9 protein-coding genes are annotated in these 6115 nt (G+C 61.0%); 8 read left to right on the forward strand and 1 reads right to left on the reverse strand.

The window, feature by feature from the left end; all coding sequences use genetic code 11:
• From AC1DWI_RS11355 to AC1DWI_RS11375, 5 genes are all read left to right on the forward strand, one after another.
• A partial coding sequence (locus tag AC1DWI_RS11355) for a cytochrome c oxidase subunit I (RefSeq protein WP_477724855.1) occupies positions 1–1442 on the forward strand: 1442 nt, incomplete at its 5' end.
• Positions 1443–1463: 21 nt separating this feature from the next.
• A complete protein-coding gene (locus AC1DWI_RS11360; RefSeq protein ID WP_411883660.1) occupies positions 1464–1577 on the forward strand; it encodes a cytochrome oxidase small assembly protein in 114 nt (37 codons plus the stop codon).
• A gap of 40 nt (positions 1578–1617) precedes the next feature.
• Positions 1618–2229, forward strand: a complete 612-nt coding sequence (locus AC1DWI_RS11365; RefSeq protein ID WP_477666770.1) for a cytochrome c oxidase assembly protein — start codon at positions 1618–1620, stop codon at positions 2227–2229.
• Entirely contained in the window at positions 2226–2435 is a 210-nt protein-coding gene (locus AC1DWI_RS11370; protein WP_477668302.1) for a DUF2970 domain-containing protein, read from the forward strand. The genes AC1DWI_RS11365 and AC1DWI_RS11370 overlap by 4 nt, the downstream gene beginning before the upstream one ends.
• Before the next feature lie 79 nt (positions 2436–2514).
• A complete protein-coding gene (locus AC1DWI_RS11375) occupies positions 2515–3432 on the forward strand; it encodes a cytochrome c oxidase subunit 3 (protein ID WP_477724856.1) in 918 nt (305 codons plus the stop codon).
• Positions 3433–3515: 83 nt separating this feature from the next.
• Here the strand turns inward: AC1DWI_RS11375 and AC1DWI_RS11380 are convergent, their stop codons facing one another.
• Positions 3516–3755 carry a twin transmembrane helix small protein gene (locus AC1DWI_RS11380; RefSeq protein ID WP_457282216.1) on the reverse strand — a complete coding sequence of 80 codons (240 nt, stop codon included), beginning with the start codon at positions 3753–3755 and terminating at the stop codon, positions 3516–3518.
• Between the two features lie 18 nt (positions 3756–3773).
• On the opposite strand from AC1DWI_RS11380, the gene AC1DWI_RS11385 reads away from it, so the two are divergent.
• The 3 genes from AC1DWI_RS11385 to AC1DWI_RS11395 form a co-directional block, all read left to right on the forward strand.
• Positions 3774–4526, forward strand: coding sequence for an SURF1 family protein (locus AC1DWI_RS11385; RefSeq protein ID WP_477668301.1), 753 nt, complete (start codon positions 3774–3776; stop codon positions 4524–4526).
• 101 nt (positions 4527–4627) lie between these two features.
• Positions 4628–5260: a hypothetical protein gene (locus tag AC1DWI_RS11390; protein ID WP_477668917.1), complete on the forward strand. Its 633-nt coding sequence runs from the start codon at positions 4628–4630 to the stop codon at positions 5258–5260.
• A gap of 146 nt (positions 5261–5406) precedes the next feature.
• On the forward strand, positions 5407–6115 hold a 709-nt coding region (locus tag AC1DWI_RS11395), incomplete at its 3' end, for a COX15/CtaA family protein (protein WP_477724857.1).

Here is a 6115-nt window from a genome sequence, read left to right on the forward strand (position 1 = left end):
GCCTGCAACTGGTCAACCCCGAACTGTTCAACCAGCTCACCACCATGCACGGCCTGATCATGGTGTTCGGCGCCATCATGCCGGCCTTCGTGGGTTTCGCCAACTGGATGATCCCGCTGCAGATCGGCGCGGCTGACATGGCTTTTGCCCGTATGAACAACTTCAGCTTCTGGCTGTTGATCCCRGCGGGCATCATGCTGGTGGGGTCGTTCTTCATGCCTGGTGGCGCACCCGCCGCGGGCTGGACGCTCTACGCGCCGCTCACGTTGCAAATGGGCCCGTCCATGGACGCCGGTATTTTTGCGATGCACATCCTGGGTGCTTCGTCCATCATGGGTTCGATCAATATCATCGTCACCATCCTCAACATGCGCGCTCCCGGCATGACGCTGATGAAGATGCCGATGTTCTGCTGGACCTGGCTGATCACCGCCTACCTGCTGATCGCCGTGATGCCGGTGCTCGCAGGCGCCATCACCATGACGCTGACTGACCGCCACTTCGGCACCAGCTTCTTCAACCCCGCCGGCGGTGGCGACCCGGTGATGTACCAGCACATCTTCTGGTTCTTCGGCCACCCCGAGGTTTACATCATGATCTTGCCGGCCTTCGGCATCATCAGCCAGATCATCCCGGCTTTCTCGCGCAAGCGCCTGTTTGGCTACGCCTCCATGGTGTACGCCACTGGCTCCATCGCCATCCTGAGCTTCGTTGTGTGGGCGCACCACATGTTCACCACCGGCATGCCAGTCACGGGCCAGCTGTTCTTCATGTACTCCACCATGCTGATCGCCGTGCCCACGGGCGTGAAGGTGTTCAACTGGATCGCCACGATGTGGCGCGGCTCCATGACCTTTGAAACCCCCATGCTATTTGCAGTGGGCTTCATCTTCGTGTTCACCATCGGCGGTCTGACGGGTGTGATCCTTTCGGTCGCACCGATCGACACGCAATTGCAGGACACTTACTACGTGGTGGCTCACTTCCACTACGTGCTGGTGGCTGGTTCGCTCTACGCCCTGTTTGCCGGCTACTACTACTGGTCGCCCAAATGGACCGGCGTCATGTACAACGAAACCCGCGGCAAGATCCACTTCTGGTGGTCGCTGATTTCCTTCAACGTGACCTTCTTCCCGATGCACTTCCTGGGCCTGGCCGGCATGCCGCGCCGCTATGCCGACTACCCCATGCAGTTCGCGGATTTCAATGCCGTGGCCAGCGTGGGCGCGTTCTTCTTCGGATTTGCCCAGCTGTACTTCTTCCTGTTCATTGTGGTTCCCACGATGCGCGGCAAGGGCGCACCTGCCAGGCAGAATCCCTGGGTGGACGAAGGCGGCAAGGGCGCCGAAGGTCTCGAGTGGGAAGTCCCATCGCCTGCACCTTTCCACACCTATGAAACACCGCCCAAGCTGGATGCCTCGGCAACCCGCGTGATCGGCTGATTGAACTCAACGGTAATCGCCATGACGACACCCGAACAAAAGAAGAGCAACCTGAAGCTGGCGCTGATCCTGGCTTCGGTCGCGCTGGTCTTTTTTGCCGGCTTCATGGCCAAGATGATTTTCCTGAGCCATTGAGCAGCCAGGTCGACCTCAGTCTCAAACCAGTACCGATGTGATGCGGCTCAAGCGCGAAAACTTCAACATGATGGGCAAGCTGGCCGTGATCGTGCTCGGCATGTTCGGCTTCGGTTATGCGCTKGTGCCCATCTACAAGGCGATTTGCGAGATGACCGGCATCAACGTGCTGGCCCTGTCCGACCGCCAGATCCCTGGTGCGACGCCCAATTTGCCGGCCAATACGCAGGTAGACCGCACGCGCACCATCACGGTTGAGTTTGATGCGAACACGCGCGGCCCCTGGCATTTCAAGCCCGCGCAGAACACGCTGCAGGTTCACCCGGGCGAGCTGACCACTGTGATGTACGAATTCCAGAATGTGCAGGACCGAACCATGTCCGCCCAGGCCATCCCCAGCTACGCTCCCGCGCAGGCCGGTGCGCATTTCAACAAGCTTGAGTGCTTCTGCTTCAGCCAGTACACCCTGGCGCCCGGTGAGAAAAAGCAGTGGCCTGTGGCCTTCGTGATCGACCCGAAACTGTCGAAAGACGTGAGCACGATCACGCTGTCCTACACCTTCTTTGAAGTGGGCGGCAAGACGCCGGCTGCGCCCGTCACGCCCAAGGCAACGACTGCCGCCGTACCACCTGAAAAACAGGCAGGCGCATGAGCATGGCCGCAACCCCCCGCAAACCCTCTTTTTGGCGCACGGTCAAGGCTGTGGCCTGGTCCTTTGTAGGCCTGCGTGCACGCGGCGACTACGAAGAAGACGTGAGGAATTTGAGCCCTCTCCACATCATTGTGGTCGGGCTGATTGCCGTGGTCGTGTTTGTCGCAGTCCTGGTGCTGCTGGCGAAGTGGATGGTCGCGCGCTAAAGCGCGGCATCCTCACAATGCCCCACGGTACAAGTTAAAAGATTATTTGGAAATTCGAGAGAAAAACAGGAGTCGAGCGATGTCATCAGCAACCCACGGGTCAACCCCCCACTACTTCGTCCCCAGCCCATCGAGCCATCCGGTGATGGCATCTATCGGCCTGTTTTTTGTCATCTTGGGCGCCGGCCAGTGGATCAATGGCGCCGACTGGGGCAAATGGTCGTTGGCCTTCGGTATGGTGTGGTGGTTGGTCACGTTGTTCCGCTGGTTCAGCCAGTCCATCGCCGAAAGCGAAGGCGGCATGTACGGCCGCAAGATCGACATGTCCTTCCGCTGGAGCATGAGCTGGTTTATTTTCTCGGAAGTGATGTTCTTCGGTGCCTTCTTCACCGCGCTGTGGTGGGCCCGCTCGCACTCCTTGCCCGCACTGGGTAGCCTGGAAAACGCGTTGCTCTGGCCTGATTTCAAGGCGGCATGGCCGTCTATCGTGCCCGGCGCCACGACAWCGCCCGCCGACATCGTCGAAGCATTCACGGCCATGAAGCCGCTGGCAATTGGCGGCGGCATCTGGGCTAGCATCATGGGCTCCCTGCCAACGGTCAATACGGCACTGCTGCTGAGCTCCGGTGTCACCATCACCATCGCCCACCACGCGCTGATTGAAGGCAAGCGTGCCCGCACCATCGCCTTCATGTGGGCGACGGTTGCGCTCGGCGTGGTCTTCCTGTTCGTGCAGGGCTATGAGTACTTTCATGCGTACCACGAGATGAACCTGAAGCTGTCTTCGGGCGTCTACGGCTCGACCTTCTTCCTGCTCACGGGCTTTCATGGCTTTCACGTGTTTGTCGGCATGCTGATGCTGCTGTTCATCACGCTGCGCCTGCACAAAGGCCATTTCACCCCTGAAAAGCATTTCGGCTTTGAAGGCGCTGCCTGGTACTGGCACTTTGTGGATGTGGTGTGGCTGGGCCTCTACATCCTGGTGTACTGGTTGTAAGGGAACCAACAGCGGCTCAGGCCGCTCAACCAAAGGCCGCTTGATGCGGCCTTTGTTCTTTATTCCGCCACTCAGAGTGGCTGTTATTTACCAGCAGGGATGCCGGTGGGCTGGATATAACCAAGCTTCCACGCAATCAGAATGCAAACAAACAGCAACACAGAAAACCCGATACGGAACGCCAGTGCGCGCGCCATGTTGCTGTTTTTGCGTTTGCTGCTTTCGGCGCCTTCACTGCCCTTGCCGCCCCTGAGCATGAAAAACAGTGCGGAGGCCAGGCTGGCAAAAATGGCGATAAACGCCAGTGCGATCAGGTAAGTCATGAACAGGATTATCGGCTCATGACAAGTGCTTTGCACTCCCCTCGCTTCTGGATTCTCACGGTGGCCGCACTGGTGGTGGCCGGCACAACCTTTTCGCTGGGCCAATGGCAGCTGCGCCGCGCCGCGCAAAAGGAAGCATTGCAGGCAGCTGTCGATTCCAAAGGTGGGCTTCCCGCGCTGGATGTGCGTTCGCTGCTTGCCAGCCAGCGCCTCGCTGATGACATTCACCGGCCAGCCATCCTCAAGGGAAGCTGGCGCGCCGAGCACACGGTGTATCTCGACAACAGGCCCATGAGCGGCAAGACGGGTTTTTTGGTGGTGACGCCGCTGGTGCTGGAGGGCAGCCCGCAGGCCATCCTGGTGCAGCGTGGCTGGGTACCGCGCAACTTTGCCGACCGTACACGCCTTCCGGAGGTCACCACCCCGCCAGGCATCGTGACAGTTGAGGGCCGTATGGCCCCGCCGCCTTCCAGGCTCTATGAGTTCCAGGGTGCCGAGGGTGGGCGCATACGGCAAAATCTCGACTTGCCTGCTTTCCGGGCGCAAACCGGCCTGCCGCTGCTGGATGTCTCACTGCTGCAGACCGGTGCGCCCAGCGAAGGCCTGCTGCGTGAGTGGGCCGCGCCCAACCTGGGCGTGGACAAGCACTACGGTTATGCCTTCCAGTGGTTCGGCCTTTGCGGTCTGGTGGTTCTTTTGTATGGCTGGTTTCAGCTGGTCCTTCCTTTTCGTACCCACATGCGCGGCAAACGCCGCGATCAATTGCCGTGACAAACGATACGCCTGCTACCCCTCATACCCCTGATACTCCTCCCGTCCACGCTGCTGCAGCCGGACTGCAAGACCAGCCCCTGGGTCTGACCGTGCATGCCATGCCTGTGCTGGATCAGTCCAGTACGCGCGCGCCCAGCACCGTGGCAGGCCGCTGGAAAATGCTGGCCGTGCTGTTGGTGTGCGCGGCGCCGGTCATCGCGTCTTACGTCACCTACTACCTGATCCGGCCCGAAGGCCGCCGCAACTTTGGTGAGTTGATTGACCCGCAGCGACCCTTGCCGCCGCTGGCCACTCGCTCGCTGGACGGCCGCGCCGGCACGCTGACGGCACTGAAGGACCAGTGGCTGCTCATCAGTGTGGCCGGCGGCGCCTGCGGTGCGCGGTGCGAGCAGAACCTGTATTTCCAGCGCCAGCTGCGCGAGTCCCTCGGCAAGGAAAAAGAGCGCCTGGACCGCGTCTGGCTGGTGGTGGACGAAGCGCCGGTGCGTGATGCCTTGCTCCCCGCGCTGGCTTCGTCGGCGGTGCTGCGTGTGGCGCCAGCTGAACTCGCGAAGTGGCTGGAGCCCGCTGCGGGYCAGCGGCTGGAGGATCATCTCTATCTGGTCGACCCCATCGGCAACTGGATGATGCGTTTCCCGGCCGACATGGACGTCGCCGCCGCCGCCAAGGCCAAGCGCGATCTGGAACGCCTGCTGCGTGCCTCGAGCAGCTGGGACAAAGAAGGCCGGTGAATATGGCCCCCACGCTTTTCRCTTCGTGTAATGCGCTGCCCCCCGAGGGGGCCGCTGCGCCTGCGGTCTGGCAAAGCCAGTCCCGTGGCCCCTGCTTGGTTGGATACCTCCAGGGCGTTGCGGGCTCCAGTTTTCATTAATCAATCATGGCTGCGCAAAATCTTTACGACCTGAGTCCCGCCCTGCGCCTGATGATCATGGGGCTGGTGGTGGCGCTGGGGCCTCTGGCCTGGGTTTGGGTGCACAACAAGAATGCGCCGGTGGCGCAGCGTTTGCGGGTGCTGACGCTGGTGACACTGTTCCTCACGTTTGATCTGGTGATCTTCGGCGCGTTCACGCGGCTCACTGACTCCGGTCTGGGATGCCCCGACTGGCCTGGTTGTTACGGCAGCGCGAGTCCGGTTGGCGCGCAGATGCACATCGAAGCTGCGCGGACTGCGATGCCGACCGGCCCAGTCACGCATTCCAAGGCCTGGATCGAGATGATCCACCGCTATCTGGCGACCGGCGTTGGCGTGCTTATTCTTACGCTCGCGGTGACAAGCTGGCTGGAGCGCAAGCGCACACCTGTCTCATTTTGGTGGCCTGCTGTCACACTGATCTGGGTGTGCCTGCAGGGCGCGTTCGGCGCGCTCACCGTGACCATGAAGTTGTTTCCGGCCATCGTCACGCTGCACTTGCTGGGGGGCTTGGTGTTGTTGGCCTTGTTGCGTGCGCAGGCTGTGCGGTATGCGCAGGTGCACGGCGCCAACGCTACGACGCTTTCTRCCGGCTTGCGCCTTGCCGTGATCGCTGCCTTCGCCTTGTTCTGGGTGCAAATTGCCCTGGGTGGCTGGGTCAGCACCAACTATGCCG

This window comes from Polaromonas sp. P3_C2 (assembly GCF_056402675.1).